The 17307-nt window shown below is 52.2% G+C and carries 18 protein-coding genes; 12 read left to right on the top strand and 6 right to left on the bottom strand.

Annotated features, from left to right (window positions below; all coding sequences use genetic code 11):
* Complete coding sequence (locus AC13H5_RS12675) at positions 1-681, bottom strand: Crp/Fnr family transcriptional regulator (protein WP_483545943.1); 681 nt, start codon at positions 679-681, stop codon at positions 1-3.
* Positions 682-761: 80 nt separating this feature from the next.
* On the opposite strand from AC13H5_RS12675, the gene AC13H5_RS12670 reads away from it, so the two are divergent.
* On the top strand, positions 762-989 hold the full coding sequence (locus AC13H5_RS12670) for a glutaredoxin domain-containing protein (RefSeq protein WP_483545942.1): 228 nt from the start codon (positions 762-764) through the stop codon (positions 987-989).
* A gap of 36 nt (positions 990-1025) precedes the next feature.
* Here the strand turns inward: AC13H5_RS12670 and AC13H5_RS12665 are convergent, their stop codons facing one another.
* The 3 genes from AC13H5_RS12665 to AC13H5_RS12655 all read right to left on the bottom strand — a co-directional run bounded on the left by AC13H5_RS12665 (position 1026) and on the right by AC13H5_RS12655 (position 2398).
* A complete protein-coding gene (locus tag AC13H5_RS12665) occupies positions 1026-1346 on the bottom strand; it encodes a thioredoxin family protein (RefSeq protein WP_483545941.1) in 321 nt (106 codons plus the stop codon).
* Positions 1347-1359: 13 nt separating this feature from the next.
* Positions 1360-1782, bottom strand: coding sequence for a hypothetical protein (locus AC13H5_RS12660; protein ID WP_483545940.1), 423 nt, complete (start codon positions 1780-1782; stop codon positions 1360-1362).
* Positions 1783-1891: 109 nt separating this feature from the next.
* Positions 1892-2398: a peroxiredoxin family protein gene (locus tag AC13H5_RS12655; protein WP_483545939.1), complete on the bottom strand. Its 507-nt coding sequence runs from the start codon at positions 2396-2398 to the stop codon at positions 1892-1894.
* A 96-nt stretch (positions 2399-2494) separates the two neighbouring features.
* Between AC13H5_RS12655 and AC13H5_RS12650 the strand changes: the two genes are divergently transcribed.
* Positions 2495-3091: an FMN-binding negative transcriptional regulator gene (locus AC13H5_RS12650; RefSeq protein WP_483545938.1), complete on the top strand. Its 597-nt coding sequence runs from the start codon at positions 2495-2497 to the stop codon at positions 3089-3091.
* A gap of 49 nt (positions 3092-3140) precedes the next feature.
* Here AC13H5_RS12650 and AC13H5_RS12645 read toward each other — a convergent pair whose 3' ends face one another.
* Positions 3141-3761 (bottom strand): YesL family protein, encoded by a 621-nt coding sequence (locus AC13H5_RS12645; RefSeq protein WP_483545937.1) that lies wholly within the window; start codon positions 3759-3761, stop codon positions 3141-3143.
* 27 nt (positions 3762-3788) lie between these two features.
* A complete protein-coding gene (locus AC13H5_RS12640) occupies positions 3789-4913 on the bottom strand; it encodes a substrate-binding domain-containing protein (RefSeq protein WP_483545936.1) in 1125 nt (374 codons plus the stop codon).
* A gap of 367 nt (positions 4914-5280) precedes the next feature.
* On the opposite strand from AC13H5_RS12640, the gene AC13H5_RS12635 reads away from it, so the two are divergent.
* From AC13H5_RS12635 to AC13H5_RS12590, 10 genes are all read left to right on the top strand, one after another.
* Positions 5281-6630, top strand: a complete 1350-nt coding sequence (locus tag AC13H5_RS12635; protein WP_483545935.1) for an ABC transporter substrate-binding protein — start codon at positions 5281-5283, stop codon at positions 6628-6630.
* 68 nt (positions 6631-6698) lie between these two features.
* Positions 6699-7595 carry a carbohydrate ABC transporter permease gene (locus AC13H5_RS12630; protein ID WP_021066211.1) on the top strand — a complete coding sequence of 299 codons (897 nt, stop codon included), beginning with the start codon at positions 6699-6701 and terminating at the stop codon, positions 7593-7595.
* 72 nt (positions 7596-7667) lie between these two features.
* Positions 7668-8510 (top strand): carbohydrate ABC transporter permease, encoded by an 843-nt coding sequence (locus tag AC13H5_RS12625; protein WP_031200025.1) that lies wholly within the window; start codon positions 7668-7670, stop codon positions 8508-8510.
* 68 nt (positions 8511-8578) lie between these two features.
* Positions 8579-9979, top strand: coding sequence for a family 43 glycosylhydrolase (locus tag AC13H5_RS12620; protein WP_483545934.1), 1401 nt, complete (start codon positions 8579-8581; stop codon positions 9977-9979).
* A gap of 16 nt (positions 9980-9995) precedes the next feature.
* Positions 9996-11306: a family 43 glycosylhydrolase gene (locus AC13H5_RS12615; RefSeq protein ID WP_483545933.1), complete on the top strand. Its 1311-nt coding sequence runs from the start codon at positions 9996-9998 to the stop codon at positions 11304-11306.
* Positions 11307-11586: 280 nt separating this feature from the next.
* Complete coding sequence (gene araB / locus AC13H5_RS12610; RefSeq protein ID WP_483545932.1) at positions 11587-13284, top strand: ribulokinase; 1698 nt, start codon at positions 11587-11589, stop codon at positions 13282-13284.
* Positions 13278-13976, top strand: coding sequence for an L-ribulose-5-phosphate 4-epimerase (araD, locus tag AC13H5_RS12605; protein ID WP_483545931.1), 699 nt, complete (start codon positions 13278-13280; stop codon positions 13974-13976). The genes araB and araD overlap by 7 nt, the downstream gene beginning before the upstream one ends.
* Before the next feature lie 34 nt (positions 13977-14010).
* Positions 14011-15498: an L-arabinose isomerase gene (araA, locus tag AC13H5_RS12600; RefSeq protein ID WP_483545930.1), complete on the top strand. Its 1488-nt coding sequence runs from the start codon at positions 14011-14013 to the stop codon at positions 15496-15498.
* A 44-nt stretch (positions 15499-15542) separates the two neighbouring features.
* A complete protein-coding gene (locus tag AC13H5_RS12595; protein ID WP_483545929.1) occupies positions 15543-17066 on the top strand; it encodes an alpha-N-arabinofuranosidase in 1524 nt (507 codons plus the stop codon).
* A gap of 1 nt (position 17067) precedes the next feature.
* Entirely contained in the window at positions 17068-17307 is a 240-nt protein-coding gene (locus tag AC13H5_RS12590; protein ID WP_483545928.1) for a DUF6171 family protein, read from the top strand.

The raw sequence follows: 17307 nt of genomic DNA, 5'->3' as shown, positions 1-17307 counted from the left end.
CTAAAGGTCGTCTAGCGCCTGCTTCACTTTGTCTGCATGAATCGATAGGCGCAGTCCCTTTTTGATATACCCTTCTTTCTTCAAGTTAGACATGATGACGCTCGTCGTCTCCCGTGTCGTCCCGACCATGGCCGCGATATCGGCATGGGTCAGTTTGATGTTGATTGTCTGCCAATCCTTTTTGCGCACGCCGTTCTTCTCGCTCAACTTCAGAAGAAGGTAAAGGATGCGGTACTTCACGTCGGTCAAGGCGATCTTTTCACTGAGCGCGTATAAGTCTTTCAGCCGTTCGGAGAGGATGTTAATCAGTTTCAAGGCGATTTTCGGGTTCTTCTCGATGAACTGTTCAAACTCGTCAACCCCGATCGTGCACAAGTACGTGTCGGTCATCGCCTCGGCGTACAAATCGTCGTCGGTCAACGAGAGCGTCGCCGTCTCGCCGAAAATGTTGCCGCTCGTCAAAATATCGACGGTAAACTGCTTGCCATGTTGATTCATCCGATAGAGCCGGACCTGCCCCTCTTTCAACAAGAACAGCGCCGGGATTGGGGCATCCGGTGAGACGATGATCTTCCCTTTTTTGACCGGGCGCATTTGGCTCATCGCGTCGATCACTTTCAAATCTTGCATCGGCAGCTCCTCGAACAAGCTGATGTGCGAGAGCAATGTCAATTTGTCCATCGGTATCACCTCTCTCTTGTAATCTGTCTTACTGTCTCCTTTGATTGTAAACGATACGATATAGAAAAGGGGGGAGTCCCATGCTTCAACTGTATACGATCGACGGCTGTTCCCGTTGTTATCGGGCCAAGCAACGCCTGAACGAATTGGCCATCCCATTCATCGAGAAGAACCTATTCGAGGAGCCCCGTTATGTCGAGGAGCTGCTGCGTCTAAACGGTGAGCTCGTGACGCCGGTGCTCGTCGACGAGGCGCGCGTCTTCACCGGACAAGCGTTATGGGACGAGCTCGAGCTGATGACGTCATGAACGACCGAAAAAAGGGAGCGATGGGGCTCCCTTTTGTCATGACGTGACGAATGCGGCTAAGAACTCGGTGACTTCTCCTGGCGTCTTCGCATTGGCACTATGAAGATGTCCAACCTTTTCACCGTTCTTATACACGAGCAGACTCGGGATACCCATCACTTGCTCACGTTCGGACAGTGAGGGCAGCTCGTCCTTATTGAGCGTATAGAGCGGTACGTCACCAAGTATCGAGGTGACGTCCGGCATGAAGGCGTCGAGCCGTCTGCAGTCCGGGCACCAGTCCGTGTAGAATTTGACGATCGTATGGTCTTTCGATGAGACGAGTTGTTCGAATTGTTGCTCCGTTGTGATGTTCATATGTGTTCCTCCATTAGCGCACGGCTGCTTTCGGTGCGACTTGTTTTTCAGTGCGTAGTTTGAAGACGATGGCTAAGACGAATGAGAAGAATAGATGTGTGACGAGGCTCATCAATTGATCCGGCGCGAACGCGTTCGCGAGGTTTGTCCCCATGCCCATCATGAGTGGCATGACGACGAGCGGACCGACGATCCAAATGCCGATGCCGAACAAGACGGCGAGCGTCCAAAGGTTCGAGATGACCAAATGCCCGAGTCCGAACGTGACCCCGAAGATGACGCTGATCATCATATGAACGATCCAACCGACGACGAGGCTCTCACTGCCGACCATGCCCGCAATCATGCCAATCATGCCCATCATCTGCATGAATAGCCCGAACAAAATCCCGCCGATTAATCCACCAATCACGCCGTTGACCACGTACCGTTTCATCTTCCTCACTCCTTCTAGTTTGATACAATAAGCGTATATCGGATGGGTCGATATTTCTGTAACCGGTCTTACATTCCGAAAAAAATGACGCCTGATCGGCGCCATCTTGTCATTTGAGATTTTTCTTGATGTACTGGACGATTTTCCGGAGCTCGGTCGCAGTCGGTCGGCCAAATGGGCTCGTCTGGATCTGTTGATACAACAGGCGTCCACTCTCGTCGATGAGGAAGTAGGCCGGCTCCCCGTGCTCGCCGTGATCGGCATACGGGGCGTCGGTACCGTGATATTGGACACCAAAGTCGAGCAACGTCTCGAGCGACTCGTCTTGCAGGACCGGGAAGCTGAGCGCATTGTCGTCGGCCATCTGTTTCAAGTCCTCGGCGTTGTCGGTCGAGATTGTCACGAGTCGGATGCCTTTATTTTGGAAGTAGCCTTGCTGGCTCTCAATTTCTTTCAAGTCTTGGACACAGACCGGGCACCAGGCGCCGCGGAAGAAGATGATAAGGTGCCAACCGTCGTGCCGTTCAATCGAGTCCGAGAGCGAGAACGCATCTCCTGAAACGTCCGGCAACGTGAAGTCAGGTGCCTTGTCGAGTAAGTTGAATAATGTAGCCACTGGAATTCCTCCTCTATGTGTTCGGGTGAGGAATCCATCCTAACATGCCATCGCTCTCTTTGTTTGTAAGCCAGCTAACAAGACAGGAGGAATACGATGTACGTCCCAAAACTATACGCCGTGAATGATCCGAAAGAAGTCCATGCATTTTTGAAGGCCCATCCGTTCGGCACCGTCGTCACGCATGACGGACAGAAGCCGATTGCGACGCACGTACCGCTCCGGTTTCATGAAAAAGATGGCCATGCTTGGTTCACGACACACATTGCCAAAAACAATCCGCAATGGCAAACGATTGAAAACCAGACCGTTCTCTTGATCGTCCAAGGTCCGGACGCTTACGTCTCGGCGTCCTGGTACGGACATGAGGACGTATCGACGTGGAACTATCAGGCCGTTCATGCATACGGACAGGCGACCATCCTGAATGCGGACCAACTCGAGGAAGACTTGGCCGGACTGCTTCAAGACCATGAAGGGGACCGCGAGCACGCCGTCGTCTGGGAGGAACTGTCCGAGCCGGTGCAGCGACAGAAATATGGCGTCGTCGGGTTCCGTATCGACATCGAAGAGGTGCAGGCGGCGTTCAAGCTGAGTCAGAATCGAAACGAAACGGATTATATGCGTATCGTCTCCGAGCTCGAGCAAGCAGGGTGTCCAATGGCGGATGTGATGCGAGCACATAAAAAATAACCCTTTCCTCGTCTGCATGACCTAATCGCAGATGGGGGAAGGGTTTGTTTCATGAAGACTTGATGTCGACGTGGCGGCTCATGATGGCGCGGTCTAACTGGTGAAGATACAGTTTCGTCGTTAAAAACACGATGAACGAACAGCCGAACAACAAATAGAGCGGAGAGCGATACGCGAGCATACCAAGTGCTGTGAATAACAAGAGCGCGAGCGCGACAATATAGCCGTATCGCATGATGCTGAATAACGCCAACTTCAAGGCATCCATCGTCTTCATCTCGTAGTGCGTCAAAATCGGAAACAGGAATAACGACAGGGAGATGAAGACAAATCCAATCACGAACAGACCGGTGAAGAGAATCGTCTGCCCGGTGTCGATTTGACGAATGAGCAAAAAGTCGATCAATAAGACGAATACAAACAAGGTCCAGGCTATACCGAGCTTATAATGACGGCGCACTCCTTCATTAAAGAAGCGGAAGTAGGCGCGAAACACGCTGTAATCTTGGTTGACCGACCATTGCCGTGTGACGGCATGTAAAGCGTACAAGGCCGGGAACAACGTGATGACAGGCAGAATGCTCAGTAAGAAGACCACGTTCAGTTGCACCAGGCTGGTGACAAATTCGAGCGCTTGGAATAGCTTGTTGTGTTCATGTTTTAAATTCATGAGGACCTCCAAGAAGTTAGCAGAGAATCAGCCTAATTTAGATTCGAGACGATTATAGGGTGCAGTCGAGTTGCGGACGATCAATTCAGGTTCATACGTATGTGACGGTGGCGTGTCCTTTTTCTCGACGGCTGCGATAATCCACTCGGCTGCGGCACGACCCAATTCTTGCTTCGGGTGGATGATCGAAGTCAGTTTCACCTCTGTCGCGACGGCAAGCACCGAGTCGTCATATCCGACGAGTGAGACGTCTTGCGGGACAGAGAGGCGTAGATTTCTCAACTGGTCCAACACGTTAAGGGCGAGTTGGTCGTTATAACAGACGATTGCACTCGGCCGTTCGTCCGCGTTCTCGAACACTTGATGAATCACGTCATAAAAAGAAGGCACAAGTTCTTCTGTCGTATACGTTATAATTAATTCTGGCTCTAAGGGAAGATTGTATTCCCGGAACGCGCGTATAAAGCCGCGCATCCGATGTACCCCTTGAAGGTCATCTGTTTTGAAGAGTCCCATGATGCGCTCATGGCCAAGTTTAATGAGATGTTCGGCAGCCAAGAACCCACCCTTCTCGTCATCCATAATCAAATAAGGAGGCGTCAACTGCGAATAGTATTGGTTAATCATCAAATACGGCGTATGCTGTTGTTCGAGTTCTAAATAATATTTGATATTTGGATTGTAGCTACTGCTCTTCGTCGGCTCGACGATCAACCCATCAATTTGACGATCTAACATCATCTCGAGGCACTGCCGTTCTTTCTCGACGTTGTTATCCGTACAAGATAAGGTCAACGTGTATCCTTTTGAAGCCAAGTGAGATTCAATCCCCCGGATAATAGACGGGAAGATATAATCAGACATGTAGGTCGTGATGACCCCGATGTTTTTACCATTGCCTAAACGTTCGATCGTCTGGGGAGTCGAGGTCGGAAGGACCGGGGAACAATACGTGCCCGAGCCTTGTTCACGGTAAAGATAACCTTCGTTCACTAGTTCTCCTACAGCTTGTCGAATCGTATGACGGCTCACTCCAAATGATTGGACCAATTCATTTTCAGAAGGAATTTTTTCACCGGGTCTTACCGTTCCGTCTTTTATCCATTCAAGAATATAATCTTTGACCATATTGTACTTTGTGCGTTGTGCCATCTGGCGTCCCTGCTTTCTCTCATGTACGTCGAACAACTCATACGTACAAGATGTGATCTTACTTCCATATTAACAAACAAATGTACCGTTTACTATGAATAAGCAAAAAAAGCATCTGAATTTTCTATGAATATGTACGGATGAAATACAAAAATACATAAAAATCGAATTGACATGTCCGAACGTGTGTAATAGACTCGAATTGTACAGAAAACGCTTTCATTACCAATTATATCGGTTTATTGGCTAGTAAATGTATAGTGTCGTGTGGGCTTCATTATACAGTTTGCTTTTTTATTTAACTCAACATGTACGTACATCTTTATCATGCTTTGCACATGAATATAAATTGATGGAGGAATTCACAATGAATCGTAAATCGAAAAAAATGTTTGCGTTGACGATGTCAGCACTGATGACAACTTCTTTGGCGCTCGCCGGCTGTTCGGGAGACGAGGCAGGCGCGGATGGAAAAGTTGAACTGACATTTATGTTCCGTGGAAATCCAGAAGAGTTAAAAGCCTACCAAGCAACAGTAAAACGTTTTGAAGAAGCCAACAAAGATGTAAAAGTGACGATGGTCCAGACGGCGCCGGATCAGTACGATACAAAACTCAAATCGGCCATCGCGGGTCGCAAAATCCCGGACGTCTTCTTCTATAATCCTGCCCAAGTGAAAGCCTATGTAAACTCGGGTGTGCTACTCGACATCACCGAAGCGGTTGAAAATTCGGAAGACGTCAAGCTAGACGACATTTGGGAGAAGGGTGTCGATAAATATCGCTTCGATGGAGAGACGCTCGGGGAAGGGGCGATTTACGGACTACCGAAAGACTTAGGTCCGTTCGCACTCGGCTACAACAAGACGATGTTCGAAGATGCGGGCATCCCGCTTCCGGATAAAGACAAACCATATACATGGGATGAGTTCGTGGATGTGGCCAAACAGTTGACGAAAGACACGAACGGTGACGGGAAGATGGATCAGTACGGAACTGGCTTCAACGTAAACTGGGCTCTTCAACCGTTCGTCTGGAGTAATGGAGCGGACTGGATCAATGAAGATGGTACGAAAGTGACAATCGATGATCCGAAGTTCATCGAAGCGTTGCAATTCTTCGTCGATCAACAGTTGAAGCACGGTATTACACCGTCAATCGGCGAAACACAGACGCTCGACACGTACCAACGTTGGCTGAAAGGTCAGCTCGCCTTCTTCCCGGTCGGACCGTGGGATATGGCGGCATTTAAAGAACAGTTGAAATTCGAGTACGACTTACTCCCATGGCCAGCCGGTTCTACCGGTAAAGCGTCGGGATGGGTTGGATCGCTCGGGATTGGCGTCGGTTCGACGACGAAACATAAAGAGGAAGCGGCAGAGTTGGCCATGTACTTGTCTGCGGACCAAGAAGGACAACAAGCGCTCGTAGACGCGCAAGTCCAATTGCCGAACAGCATGGAAATCGCAGACAACTGGGCGGCTGATACGTCAATCAAACCAGAAAACAAACAAGAGTTCCTTGATTTAATCAACGATTATGGCCGCGGGTTCCCGGCTGAGAAAACATACACGGCAGAATGGTACGACGAGTTCTTCAAAAACATCCAGCCTGTCCTCGATGGTAAAACATCGGTCGAAGACTATGTGAAGACGGCGCAGCCGAAGATGCAGAAGTTGCTCGATGCGGCGATCGAACAAGAGAAACAGGCGAACTGATCAGAGAGTCGAAACGGGGTGGCGATGTTCGCCACCCGCGTCTCTGACGTTGAAAGGATGGAAGAACAATGAAAACAAAATCGATTTCAAAGTTATATCGAACTGAACAGCGGTACGCCTACTTGTTTGTTGCGGCACCGGTCATTGGGTTCTTCCTCTTCGCGTTCGTACCGTTGATGTATTCTGTTTACGGCGCCTTCACGAATTGGAACGGTCTCGGTCAAATGAAATTTATTGGGTTTGAGAACTTCGTCAATTTGTTCCAAGATGAATATTTTTATAAATCGATGTACAACACGCTCTTCATGATGATTGGGATTCCAATCGGCATCGTCCTCGCGCTTCTGCTCGCCCTCGCGTTGAATCGAAAGATTTTTGGGACGGACACGTTCCGCGTGATTTACTACATTCCCGTCATCTCGTCGATTGCCGCCGTCTCGATTTTGTGGCAATGGGCGTATAACGGGGACTACGGATTGGTGAACCAATTCCTGGCTTTAATCGGGATTGACGGGCCGAACTGGCTTCAAAACACCGATACCGTTAAACCCGCGCTCATCCTCATGGCGATCTGGAAAGGTCTCGGCTACACGATGCTCCTTTACTTGGCGGCGCTCCAAAGTGTCCCGAAATCATTTTATGAGGCAGCGAAACTCGATGGAGCCAACGCGTGGCAAAGCTTTTGGCACATCACGCTCCCGATGGTCAAACCGGTCACGTTCTTCATCATCGTGACGAACATCATCGGTGGAGCGCAAATCTTCACGGAAATTAATGTCATGACACCAACCGGGGGTCCGGAGTACTCGTCTGCCTCTGCGGTCTTCTACATTTGGCAAAAATCGTTCGGGAACTTCCAACTCGGTTACGCTTCGGCGATGGCGCTCGTCCTCGGGCTCTTCATTTTCATCGTCACGTTGCTCCAATTCCGGATGAATGAAAAATCATCGTTCGATCTTGATTGAGCGATACGCGTATAGGAAAGGAGAATGACCATGCAATTAGCTCTCTCACGGAAAAAAGAGAACGTGGAAACGATGTCGGTGAAGAAGAAGGACCGGATCACGGATTTCTTCATCTTTATCTTCCTGTCCATCGGAGCGGTCGTCATGATCGCGCCGCTGCTCTGGATGGTATCAACGTCGCTAAAATCAAAAGAGGATGTGTTCGCACTCCCGCCGGTATGGATCCCGACCGATATTTCGTTTAGCAAGTACACGGAAATTTGGAGCATGGGCCCGCTGTTGTCCGGGATATCGAACAGTTTGATCGTCGCGTTATCCGTCACGATCGTCGGGACGTTCACGTCGAGCTTGGCGGCGTTCGCCTTCGCGAAGTTGAACTTCAGAGGCAAGAATAAAATCTTCCTGCTCTTGTTCGCTTCCGTCATGATCCCATACCCGGTGCTCATGATTCCCCAGTTCATGATGTTCTCGAGCATCGGCTGGGTAGATACGCTGTTACCGTTGATCGTACCGGGACTGTTCGGGAACATTTTCATGATTTTCTTCTTGCGCCAATTTTTGAACAGCATCCCGAACTCGATTATCGAGGCGGCCAAGATTGATGGCTGCTCGTACTTCCAAATCTTCTACAAGATTATCTTCCCATTGATCAAACCGGCCGTAGCCGCGCAATTGATTCTTTGGTTCATGGCAATCTGGAACGACTATCTCGGACCGATTCTGTATTTGAACTCGCCGGAGAAACAGACGCTTCAACTTGTCATCGCGAACTTTAACGCATCGTATGCAATTCAAAGTGATTATCCGTTAATCATGGCCGCGTCCGTCGTGGCGTTACTCCCGATGTTAATCGTCTTCATGATCTTCCAAAAACAGATCATCGAGTCGATTGCAATTTCTGGTGTGAAGGGCTGAGGTGTGACAGGACAAAGGCACCCGTCTTTTTTAGGCGGGTGCCTTTTTGATGGAGAAAGGAGATTGACATGAAAAAAATGATGGTCTGGATGGCGTTGCTCATCGTCGCGGTCGGAGGTGTTTTCTTTTGGCAGACGACGAGTGCATCAATCGATGAGTTGCCACTCCCGAAAGCGCCGTTTGATCAAAAAGTGGAAGATGTGACGCCAGACGTGCTCAACAAAGAGAGCGAGTGGACGACGAACTTTACGCATGACGGGGCGATCTTTAAAGATGGTGACACGTACTACGTTTTCTCGACGGATTACATGGTGGGTAGTCCTCCGACGCCCGGCATTCAAATTCGTAAATCGACCGATCTCATTCACTGGGAGTTCGTCGGTCGTGTGTTCGATCAAGTGTCTGAAGAGGCGTTCGCTTGGGCCGGTGGGAATACGTTCTGGGCCCCGGCGATCACAAAAATCGGAGATCGGTTCCACTTGTACTATTCCGTATCAGGGGTCGGGAGCCGCACGTCGTACATCGGGCTAGCGACCGCGTCAACGATCGATGGGCCTTGGGAAGACGAGGGTGCCGTCGTGACGTCTAAAGATGGGGACGGGGGTGTCGCCAATGCGATTGACCCTCATGTGACGCAAGATGCGTCAGGCAAATGGTGGATGACGTATGGGTCGTACTTTGGTGGGATCTTTTTGACGGAGATTGATCCAGGCACCGGGAAGCGAGTGGACGAATCGTCAGAAGGAACGTTGCTTGCCAAACGGAAAGACATGTCGATGGGCATCGAAGGACCGGAAATCTTGTATAACGATGAGACAGGCTATTACTACTTGATGGTGTCGTATGGTTGGTTAGAAGATACGTACAACGTCCGAATCGGTCGCTCGAAGTCGATCGCGGGACCGTACGTCGACTCGCGTGGTCGCGACTTACGGGACGAATCGGATGAGTCGTTTGATACGGGCGTGAAAATCGTGGGTCCGTACCGTTTCGAAGGAGATGACGGATACGTCGGGACCGGGCACTCGGCATTCTTACAAGACGGGACCGACACGTTCGTGTTGCATCAGGCGCGACCGAGTGAGGACATCTATTGGTCACAGTTGCACGTCCGAAAAGTGTATTGGACGAAAGACGGTTGGCCGGTCGTCTCGCCCGAGCGCTATGCAGGTGAAGGAGACGTCGAGGTCGACGACGCCCATCTGGTCGGGGACTGGGACGTTATCACATTCCCGCGATTCGACGATGGACAGCAAGCCTCGAGCACGTTGACGTTGAAACGAGACGGGAAGCTCGAAAACGGGGACGGGTCTTGGCGATTGAACGGCTCGGTCCTCGAGGTCGAAGTCGGGCAAGAGACGTATGAGACGCAAGTCGGAGCGGCTTGGGACTGGGAGAATTGGCAACCGACGATCATCTTCACAGGTCTGAGCGAGGACGGCACCGCCGTATGGGGCAAAAAACGATAAAAGGAGAAACGGAAACATGCAAAAATTGAACGGTCCGAAACGAGAAGAACGTTATCTGCTAGAGCGATTGACGAACGAAACGATGTGGGGCACGCACAACGCCCACGATCCCGCCTCGATCAAAGTCGGGGACTGGTATTACGTGTTCTCGACGGATGCCGCCCACGGGCATCAAATCAACGGGGGGATTCAAGTGCGCCGCTCAAAGGATTTGATCCATTGGGAATACGTCGGCTTGGCGTTTGAAGAACTTCCGCACGAGGCTGTGGAATGGACGGGGGCGCCGGGGCTTTGGGCGCCGGAAGTTGTGTTCATGGGTGGTCGCTATGTCATGTACTATGCGGCTTCACAATTTGGACAGACGCAGTCGTATATCGGTGTCGCCAGTGCGGAAACGATAGACGGACCGTGGCAGGATCACGGGCTCGTCGTGAAGAGCGAGGCTGGGACGTCAGGACCGAACGCGATCGATCCGAATATTACGTTCGATGCGCATGGAGAACCTTGGCTCGTCTACGGCAGCTTCTTCGGTGGGCTGTATGTGTTCCCGGTCGATCCGGAGACCGGGAAGAAACGTCCGGGGAGTGAGGAGACGTTGATCGCGAAACGGCATCAACGTGTCGAAGGGGCAATCGAGGGACCGTATATCGTCTACCGGGAGGCGGATCGCCATTATTACTTGTTCGTCTCGTACGACTCCCTATTCAAGGACTATCACATCCGTGTGGCCCGCTCGACTTCAATCACCGGACCGTACGTCGATTTTGACGGGAACGTCATGACCGACCTCGAGATCGACCCGCAACAAGTCGGCATGAAGATTTTAGGGGGCTATCGGTTCGGGGCTGGGGAAGGTTGGGTCGGTCCCGGTCATAACTCCGTCTTGCATGACGGGGACAAGGATTATCTCGTCCATCACGTCAGAGGTGAGCAGGACCCGCACTGGCACGAACTGCATATCCGCAAAATTATCTGGACGGAATCGGGCTGGCCGCTCGTATCTCCGCAACGATATGCCGGGGAAGAAGAACGGCCCATCGAGATGGAGGAACTCGTCGGGGAGTGGGAGTGGATCTACATGGACCGGACGAAACATGACGTCCTGCCTTCAAGTAAGATTCAACTTCTAGCGGACGGGACGTTCGTGACAGAGTATGGCGAACGAGGTCATTTTGAGAAGCTGACAGATATGATTGTCAAACTCTTCGGGCCAGAGGAAATCACCTGGTACGTGTTACCGGGCTGGGACTGGGAGAATTGGCGAGAGACGCTCGTGTTCGCGGGATTGTCTGACCAAGGGCACGTCGTTATCGGCAAACGACTGTAAATATCCGTACAACTTATCGTGTTCGCTTTAAAGATACGTGTCACAGTTTTTTCAGAACTAACGCAAAAATGTTCGAATAAAATACTGAAAACAGTTGATTAATTTAAAATAGTTGATACAATCAAGGTGTAAGTTATACGTACAACTTGATTGTATTTTTTTGTTTTCTGTACGAGTCAGACGTGTTGTTTGAATAGTTGTACGGATGAAAAGACAAGAGTGCCCACACACTTTATTTTTTTCATCCTATATGTAAGCGCATTCTTTTGAAGGTAGGGTGATGAATATGGCCAACTATACAATCGGCGTCGACTACGGGACACAATCAGGACGTGCGGTCCTCGTCGACGTAGCGACAGGTCGAGAAGTGGCGACGGCGGTCAAACCGTACACACATGGCGTCATGGATGAATATTTACCGGACGGGGTGACCCGTCTCGAGCACGATTGGGCGCTCCAACATCCGCAAGACTATTTAGAAGTGTTAGAACTTACGATCCCGGCCGTCGTGAAAGAGGCGGGGATCACGCCGGACCAAGTCGTGGGAATCGGCATCGATTTCACAGCCTGCACGATCTTACCGATTGACGAACAAATGAACCCGCTTTGTTTCCGCGAGGAACATCAGCAAAATCCACACAGCTACGTGAAGCTTTGGAAACATCACGCCGCGCAAGACGAGGCGGACGAGTTGAACCGCATCGCAGCGGAGCGGGGCGAAGACTTCTTGAAACGATATGGCGGGAAAATCTCATCGGAATGGATGATCCCGAAAGTGTGGCAAATCCTGAACGAAGCACCGGCCATTTATGAAGCGGCGGATCAGATTCTAGAAGCGACGGATTGGGTCGTCTCCCAGATGACGGGACACGTCGTTCGGAACAGTTGCACGGCTGGATATAAAGCCATTTGGCATAAACAAGACGGCTACCCGTCAAACGAGTTCTTTAAAGCGCTCGATCCGCGGCTAGAGAATGTCGTCGAAGAGAAACTAACGCGCGACATCGCACCAATCGGGTCCAAGGCGGGTGAACTGACAGAGGCGTTCGCCGCGCGGATCGGACTCCTTCCAGGCACGGCCGTCGCGGTCGCGAACGTCGACGCCCACGTGGCGGTACCGGCTGTCGGAATCGCCGAACCGGGCAAGATGTTGATGGTCATGGGCACATCAACGTGCCATATCCTACTCGGTGAAGACGAACAAGTCGTCCCGGGCATGTGCGGTGTCGTCGAAGACGGCGTCATTCCAGGATTGATGGGCTATGAAGCTGGCCAATCGTGTGTCGGGGACCATTTTGAATGGTTCACCGAGACGTGTGTCCCAAGACATTACGTCGAAGAGGCCGCCTTGAAAGATATTGGCATCCATCAGTTGTTGACGGAGAAAGCAGCCCGGCAACGTGTTGGGGAGAGCGGTCTCGTCGCCCTCGACTGGTGGAACGGGAACCGATCGACGCTCGTCGATACGAATTTGACGGGTGTCCTGCTCGGAGCGACATTGCTCACGAAACCAGAAGATATTTACCGGGCATTGATTGAAGCGACAGCATACGGGACGCGGACGATCGTGGAAGCGTTCCGGAACAGCGGTGTCCCTGTGCATGAAGTATATGCAGCCGGTGGGATCGCCGAGAAGAACGCCCTCATGATGCAAATCTATGCGGACGTGTTGAACATGGAAATCAAAATCTCAGCCTCCTCGCAAACGCCTGCCCTCGGGTCGGCCATGTTCGGGGCGGTGGCGGCTGGTGCGGAGCGAGGCGGTTACGCCACGATCACGGAAGCGGCAGCGAAGATGGGCCGTGTCAAAGAAGAGACGTACAAGCCGATCCCGGAAAACGTCGCGACGTATGACGCTCTGTTCGCCGAATACACGAAACTATACGACTACTTCGGTCGCGGTGAAAACGATGTGATGAAACGCTTGAAAAAAATCAAAGCCGACGCGTCACGCGTGAAGGAGGAGCCGGTATGGTAAGTCGTCATTTGAAGGAAGCCGTGCTCGAAGCGAACTTGACCCTCCCGCAACACGGCTTGGTCACCTTCACATGGGGCAACGTCAGCGGCATCGACCGGAACGCCGGATTGGTCGTCATCAAGCCGAGCGGTGTCCCTTACGAACGATTGACCGTGGAAGACATGGTCGTCGTCGATTTGGAGGGTAACGTCGTCGAAGGCGAGCTTCGTCCCTCCTCAGATACACCGACCCATCTCGCGCTCTACCGGTCTCTCCCAGAGATCGGCGGAGTCGTGCACACGCATTCGCCATGGGCGACGAGCTGGGCCCAGGCGAAGCGGGCGATCCCGGCGTTCGGAACGACACACGCCGATTACTTTTATGGCGAGATTCCGTGCACTCGAGAATTGACAGACGAAGAGATCGCAACGGCGTATGAGCTCGAGACCGGACACGTCATTTTAGAGACGCTCGACGAGTTAATGCTCGAAGCGGTCGCCGTACCCGGTGTGCTCGTGGCCAACCACGCACCGTTCTGCTGGGGCAAAGACGCGAATGAGGCGGTCCACAATGCGGTCGTCCTCGAAGAAGTCGCGAAGATGGGACTTCACGCCTTGAACTTGAACCCGGGCCTGACACCGATTAAACAGAGCATCTTAGATAAACACTATTTGCGAAAACATGGGGCGAACGCATACTACGGCCAAAAATGACCGAGACTTCGCCCTCACATTAGGGGGACTTTGGATGTTGACAGCAAAAACATATGAATTTTGGTTCGTGACAGGAAGCCAAATGCTTTACGGCGAAGACGTGCTTCGACAAGTGGAGGATCATTCAAAAGAGATGGTGGCCGGACTCGATGCAGCCGACGTCTTCAGCGACCGGATCGTCTTCAAAGGCGTCGTCAAAAACGCAGAAGAGATCCGTCAGATGATGCTTCAGGCGAATGCGGACGACTCATGTGCGGGTGTGATCACTTGGATGCACACGTTCTCGCCATCGAAGATGTGGATCAGTGGCATGCGCGTCCTGCAAAAACCGCTGCTCCATTTCGGTACACAGTTCAACCGTGACATCCCGTGGGATGCGATCGATATGGACTTCATGAACTTGAACCAATCGGCGCATGGCGACCGAGAACACGGCTTCATCACGAGCCGGATGAACGTCAAACGCAAAGTGCTCGTCGGGCACTGGGAAGACGAGACGACACGCGGGAAGATGGCGAGCTGGATGAAAGTCGCTCATGCGTTGGCCGAAAGCAAAGTGTTAAAAGTGGCTCGTTTCGGTGACAACATGCGCAACGTCGCCGTGACGGAAGGTGATAAAGTCGAAGCGCAGATTCGCCTCGGTTGGACGGTGGACGGATATGGTGTCGGTGATCTCGTCGCATATATGGATGCCGTGACCGACACAGATCTCGACGCGCTGATGGACGAATACGCGTCTCGTTACGAGCTGACGAACAAAGGGATGGCCGAAGAGGAGTTCCTCGATTCGGTCCGTTACCAAGGCCGGATTGAACTCGGCATGAAAGCTTTCCTCGAGGCAGGCGGCTATACCGCATTCACGACGACGTTCGAAGATTTGCACGGCATGAAGCAGTTGCCGGGTCTCGCCGTCCAACGCTTGATGGAACAAGGCTATGGCTTTGCCGGAGAAGGTGACTGGAAAACGGCAGCGTTGGTCCGTCTCATGAAAATCATGTCGAACAACGAACGGACCTCGTTCATGGAAGATTACACGTACCACTTCGAGCCGGGCAACGAGATGGTGCTTGGCGCCCACATGTTGGAAATTTGTCCGACGATCGCGGTCGATCAACCAAGAATCGAAGTCCATCCGCTCGGTATCGGCGACCGGGAAGCACCGGCCCGAATCGTCTTTGAAGGACAGAGCGGCAAGGCGTTGAACGCGAGCATCATCGATCTTGGCCATCGCTTCCGTCTCCTCGTCAACACGGTCGAAGGCATTCAGCCGGAAGAGGCGATGCCGAACTTGCCGGTCGCACGCGTTCTTTGGAAAACAGAACCTTCGATGGCGCAAGCGGTCGAAAACTGGATTCAAGCCGGTGGGGCGCACCACACCTGTTATTCGTATGAAGTGACGACAGACCAACTGCGGGACTTCGCGGAACTGCTCGACGTTGAAATCGCGGTCATCGACGCCAAGACGGAGACGGTCCAATTCAACAACGAACTACGTTGGAACGAACTTTACTATCGACCATAATCTAAAGGGCCACTTCGTTGGCCCTTCTTCATGGAGGAGATACAATGAACAACCAACTCATCAAACCGACGCACGTGACGACAGGGACGACACAGCTCATCGTCAATGCCGACTTAACCAAAGGGACGATCAGCAAGCACATTTATGGTCACTTCGCCGAGCATTTGGGTCGTTGTATTTATGAAGGGCTCTGGGTCGGTCCTGAGTCGCCGATTCCAAACACGGATGGCATTCGCAACGACGTGCTCGCCGCCTTGAAGAAATTGAATATTCCGGTCCTCCGTTGGCCGGGCGGCTGTTTTGCCGACGAGTACCACTGGAAGGACGGGGTCGGTCCGAACGAGAACCGAAAACGGATGGTCAACACACATTGGGGCGGGGTCGTCGAAAACAACCACTTCGGCACCCATGAATTCATGCGCCTCTGTGAATTGCTCGAGTGTGAACCGTACATCTGTGGGAACGTCGGAAGCGGGACGGTGCAAGAGATGTCGGAATGGGTGGAGTACATGACGTTCGGTGGCGAGTCACCGATGTCGAACTGGCGACAAGAGAACGGCCGGAACGAGCCGTGGGAACTCACGTACTTCGGCGTCGGGAATGAGAACTGGGGCTGCGGCGGTAACATGCGCCCTGAATATTATGCGGACCTGTATCGCCGCTACCAGACGTACGTCCGCAACTACGACGGTAATAAACTTTATAAAATCGCCGGTGGGGCGAACATCGACGACTATAAATGGACAGAGGTCCTGATGCGGGAAGCAGGGACGATGATGGACGGGCTCAGCCTCCATTACTACACGATCCCAGGTGACTTCTGGTTGGGCAAAGGCTCGGCTCTCGATTTCACGGAGGACGAATGGTTCATCACGTTGAAGCGCGCCCTCCATATGGACGAGTTGATCACGAAGCACGGCCAGATCATGGACCAGTATGACCCAGAAAAACGTGTCGGCTTGATCGTCGACGAGTGGGGCACATGGTTCGATGTGGAGCCGGGGACGAACCCAGGTTTCTTGTATCAACAAAACTCGATTCGAGATGCACTCGTGGCTGCGGTCCACTTCAACATCTTCCATAACCATAACGACCGCGTTCATATGGCGAACATCGCTCAAATGGTCAACGTGTTGCAGGCGATGATTTTGACAGAAGGAGACCGATTCATCCTCACGCCGACATACCATGTGTTCGAGATGTACAGTGTCCACCAAGACGCCGAACGCGTCGAACTCGCCGCGCATACACGTAACTATGTGGCCAAAGATGAAGCCATCCCGGCCGTGAACGCCACCGCTTCGCGAAATGCGGATGGTGTGCTCCACATCAGCCTCTGCCAACTCGACCACGAGCAAGGCGATACGGTCGAAATCGATTTACGGGGAGTCGGCGCCATCTCTGGCGTGTCGGCCCGGATTTTGACGGCAGACCATTTAAACGCTCACAACACGTTCGAACAACCTGACCTCGTCTCACCACGGGACCATGACGTGACCGTCACGGAAGACGGCAAGCTCGTCCTCGACGTGCCGGCGATGAGCGTCATCACCATCGCGGTCCGCTGAGATGACGGTGGCGGAGACGCGGCGATGTCGGATCTGTCCACCGCAAGCGACAGACCAAGACTGGCTGTTGACCATCGATGCGGAAGTCATGGAGCAGGTGTCGGATACGGAATACGAGGCGCGCCTCACCCATTGCGCGGCTTGCCCGTTCCAGCAACAAGATACTTGCTTGAAGTGTGGGTGTTACGTCTCGTATCGGGCACGACTTGCGGTGAAGCACTGCCCAGTGAACGTTTGGTGA

The organism is Exiguobacterium sp. FD-YE-25-4 (assembly GCF_057004685.1).
Note: the sequence above shows the minus strand (reverse complement) of the source record. Positions and strands in the feature narration are given on the sequence as shown.